Consider the following 3,602-nt stretch of genomic DNA (forward strand, 5'->3'; position numbering starts at 1 on the left):
GGGCTGGAATTCGCCATCGATCCACTTCTTCGCCTCGGCCTCGCCTGCCCAGGCCGCATGGCTGCCCAGGGCACTGACTGCGGCAAGTGCCAGGGCGGTGCAACGCATTTTCATTGATGTCTCCAGAAGGTCTCCCCTTGAGGTCGATGACACTTCGGCCGGGAAGAGGTAGCCGAGCGCCTTGAGACTCACCGGGCACCTAGCCCTTGCGCAGGATCAGCCCCAGCAAGGCCACAGAGGCGGCGAAGCTGAACCAGATGGAAGGCTCCTGGGCCAACCCGAACCAATCCATCATCTTCTCGCTCACGGCAACGAATGCAAGGTTCACATAGGCTGCCGCCAGCAGGCCGATGAACAAGCGGTCGCCCCGGGTGGTGGCGATCGGCAGCCACCCTTTGCGCAGCACCGTGGGTGACCTGATCTCCCACAGCGTCATGCCAGCCAGCATCAAGGCGATGCAACTGAAGAATACGGTCACCGGCACCGTCCAGGCCATCCATGCAAACATCTCTCGTCTCCTCAACGCTGTGTGCTTTGCAGCACGTCAAACCCGCCCCATCGCAAAACCTTTGGCAATGTGGTGCCGCACGAACCAGATCACGATGGCGCCAGGCACGATGGTCAGAACCCCTGCCGCAGACAGCACACCCCAGTCCATGCCGGAGGCCGACACCGTGCGGGTCATCGTTGCAACGATGGGTTTGGCGTTGACGCTGGTCAGCGTGCGCGCCATCAGCAACTCCACCCAGCTGAACATGAAGCAGAAGAAGGCGGCGACGCCCACGCCGGCTCGGATCAGTGGAATGAAGATGGTGAGGAAGAACCTCGGAAACGAGTAGCCGTCGATGTAGGCCGTCTCGTCGATCTCGCGCGGGATGCCCGACATGAAGCCTTCCAGGATCCACACCGCCAGCGGCACGTTGAACAGCAGGTGCGCCAGCGCCACGGCGATGTGCGTGTCCATCAGGCCCAAGGTGGTGTAGAGCTGGAAGAACGGCAGCAGGAACACCGCAGGCGGCGTCATCCGGTTGGTCAACAACCAGAAGAACACATGCTTGTCGCCCAGGAAGCTGTAGCGTGAGAAGGCATAGGCTGCGGGCAGTGCCAGGGCCAACGACATGGCCGTGTTCATGGCCACGTAGATCATCGAATTGATGTAGCCCGAATACCAGGACTCGTCGGTGAGGATGGTCCGGTAGTGCTGCCAGGTGAAATCCCGCGGCCACAGCGTGAAGACCGAGGTGATCTCCTCGTTCGTCTTGAATGACATGTTGATCATCCAGTACACAGGCAAGATCGACATGACCAGGTACAGGGCCAGGAAGACGACCCGCTTCTTGGGACGCGTGTCAGACCACATGGGGAACCTCGCTCTTGGTTTGGGCGCCAACGCGTTGCATCCAGGTGTAGAGGATGAAGCACAGCAGCAGGATGATCAGGAAGTAGATCAACGAGAAGGCAGCCGCCGGCCCCAGGTCGAACTGCCCGACCGCTTTCTGGGTCAGGTACTGGCTGAGGAAGGTGGTGGCGTTGCCGGGGCCGCCGCCGGTCAGCACGAAGGGCTCGGTGTAGATCATGAAGCTGTCCATGAAGCGCAGCAGCACCGCGATGACGAGCACGCCGCGCATCTTGGGCAACTGGATGTAGCGGAACACGGCGAACTTGCTCGCACCGTCAATGCTCGCGGCCTGGTAGTAGGCATCGGGGATGGCTCGCAGTCCTGCGAAACACAGCAATGCGACAAGCGGTGTCCAGTGCCAGACGTCCATGAGCAACACAGTGAGCCATGCATCGACCGAGTTTCGGGCGTAGTCGTAGTCGAAACCCAGTTTCGCCAGCGTTGCACCCATCAGGCCAATGTCGTTGCGGGCATAGATCTGCCAGATGGTGCCCACCACGTTCCACGGGATCAGCAGCGAGATCGCCACGGTCACCAACACGGCAGATGACTGCCAGCCGCGGGCTGGCATCGACAGGGCCAGGGCAATGCCCAACGGGATCTGGACCACCAGCACGCTCAGCGAGAAGACCAGCTGGCGCCACAGCGCGCCCATCAGCTCGTCGTCACGCATCACGGCCTTGAACCAGTCTGTTCCGACGAACACCCGCCGCTCCGGCGAGATGATGTCCTGCACCGAGTAGTTCACCACCGTCATCAGCGGCAGGATGGCCGAGAAGGCCACGCAAAGCACCACCGGCAGGATCAGAAACCATGCCTTCTGGTTGACAGGTTTCATGGGATCAACTCCTCGTCCCGGTAGTAGCAGGTGTGTTCGCTGAACAGATTCAGCCAGACGGTCTCGCCGACGCCTGGCCAGCTCACTTCCTCGGCCACGCGTGCCCGTACACGCACTTCACTCGCTCCCGTGCCCACGTTGGCGCTGATCAGCGAAAAGGTGCCGACGTCCTGCACCTGGGTCACGACTGCAGGCATTGCGCCCGGCTGGCCCTGTTGCGCCAGCTGCACGTACTCGGGGCGCACACCCACCTTGAAAGCCTCCAGTTGCGCCAGCGCGGCGCGGGGTGCGGCCAGGGCCTGACCCGCCACCTCGATGCCGCTGCCGGTGCCACGTGCCGGCAGGAAATTCATGCCCGGCGAGCCAATGAAGTGCCCGACAAAAGTGTGCCTCGGGCGCTCGAACAGCTCGGACGCATCCCCCATCTGCACCGCCTTGCCGCGGGTCATGACCACCACTTGGTCGGCAAAGGTCAAGGCCTCGACCTGGTCGTGCGTGACGTAGACCAGCGTGAGCTTGAGCTCGCGGTGGATCTGCTTGAGCTTGCGCCGCAATTGCCACTTCAGGTGCGGATCGATCACCGTGAGCGGTTCATCGAAGAGCACGGCACTCACGTCTTCGCGCACCAGGCCACGCCCCAGCGAAATCTTCTGCTTGGCATCGGCGGCCAGGCCGGCGGCACGCTGGTCGAGCTGGCCGCTGAGCTCAAGCATCTCGGCAATCCGGCCCACGCGCTGCCGGATGCGATCCGGCGCCACGCCACGGTTCTTCAGCGGGAAGGCCAGGTTCTCGGCCACGGTCATGGTGTCGTAGATGACCGGGAACTGGAACACCTGGGCGATGTTGCGCTGTTGCGGCGACAGGGCGGTGACGTCGCGACCGCCGAAGTTCACCGTGCCGTGCGACGGTCTCACCAGGCCGGAGATGATGTTGAGCATGGTGGACTTGCCGCAGCCCGAGGGGCCCAGCAGCGCGTAGGCCCCGCCGTCCTCGAAGTCCATCTTCAGCGGCAGCAGCGCGTAGTCCTCGTCGCGTTGCGGGTTGGAGAAGTAGGTGTGCGCCAGGTCCAGTGTGATCTTGGCCATGTCAGTGGAACTCCCCGGCGGCACCCGGCGCAACGAGCAACTCGCCCGCCGCGTCGAACACATAGGCTTGCCTTGGGTCCAGGTGCAGCGTGAGGGCGGCGCCCAGCGCGAACTGGTGCACCCCCGAAAGCTGCGCCACCAGCTCACCGATGGGTGTGGCCACATGCACGAAGGTGTCCGAGCCGGAGATCTCGGCCAGCTCCACCACGCCCTTGAGGGTGACGTCCCCCGGTCGTCCGAGCACCCGCAGGGCACTGGCGCGCACGCCGACGGTGAGGCT

6 protein-coding genes are annotated in these 3,602 nt (G+C 63.4%); all 6 read right to left on the reverse strand.

Annotation, left to right across the window (positions count from 1 at the left end; all coding sequences use genetic code 11):
- Window positions 1-192: hypothetical protein (locus tag FKP22_RS33545; RefSeq protein WP_211361557.1), on the reverse strand; the 192-nt coding region annotated here is incomplete at its 3' end.
- Between the two features lie 7 nt (window positions 193-199).
- Window positions 200-508: a DUF2160 domain-containing protein gene (locus FKP22_RS24145; RefSeq protein WP_141290212.1), complete on the reverse strand. Its 309-nt coding sequence runs from the start codon at window positions 506-508 to the stop codon at window positions 200-202.
- Window positions 509-544: 36 nt separating this feature from the next.
- Window positions 545-1,360, reverse strand: coding sequence for a carbohydrate ABC transporter permease (locus tag FKP22_RS24150; RefSeq protein ID WP_141290213.1), 816 nt, complete (start codon window positions 1,358-1,360; stop codon window positions 545-547).
- A complete protein-coding gene (locus tag FKP22_RS24155) occupies window positions 1,350-2,237 on the reverse strand; it encodes a carbohydrate ABC transporter permease (RefSeq protein ID WP_141290214.1) in 888 nt (295 codons plus the stop codon). The genes FKP22_RS24150 and FKP22_RS24155 overlap by 11 nt, the downstream gene beginning before the upstream one ends.
- On the reverse strand, window positions 2,234-3,322 hold the full coding sequence (locus FKP22_RS24160; protein WP_141290215.1) for an ABC transporter ATP-binding protein: 1,089 nt from the start codon (window positions 3,320-3,322) through the stop codon (window positions 2,234-2,236). The genes FKP22_RS24155 and FKP22_RS24160 overlap by 4 nt, the downstream gene beginning before the upstream one ends.
- A gap of 1 nt (window position 3,323) precedes the next feature.
- On the reverse strand, window positions 3,324-3,602 hold a 279-nt coding region (locus FKP22_RS24165; protein ID WP_141290216.1), incomplete at its 5' end, for a TOBE domain-containing protein.

The organism is Ideonella azotifigens, from assembly GCF_006519715.1.
Lineage (GTDB): Bacteria > Pseudomonadota > Gammaproteobacteria > Burkholderiales > Burkholderiaceae_C > Ideonella > Ideonella azotifigens.

Excerpts from the sequence above, each read along its gene's own strand:
- FKP22_RS24155 (WP_141290214.1), bottom strand. The coding sequence starts at position 2,237 with ATGAAACCTGTCAACCAGAAGGCATGGTTTCTGATCCTGCCGGTGGTG.
- FKP22_RS24160 (WP_141290215.1), bottom strand. The coding sequence starts at position 3,322 with ATGGCCAAGATCACACTGGACCTGGCGCACACCTACTTCTCCAACCCG.
- FKP22_RS24145 (WP_141290212.1), bottom strand. The coding sequence starts at position 508 with ATGTTTGCATGGATGGCCTGGACGGTGCCGGTGACCGTATTCTTCAGT.
- FKP22_RS24150 (WP_141290213.1), bottom strand. The coding sequence starts at position 1,360 with ATGTGGTCTGACACGCGTCCCAAGAAGCGGGTCGTCTTCCTGGCCCTG.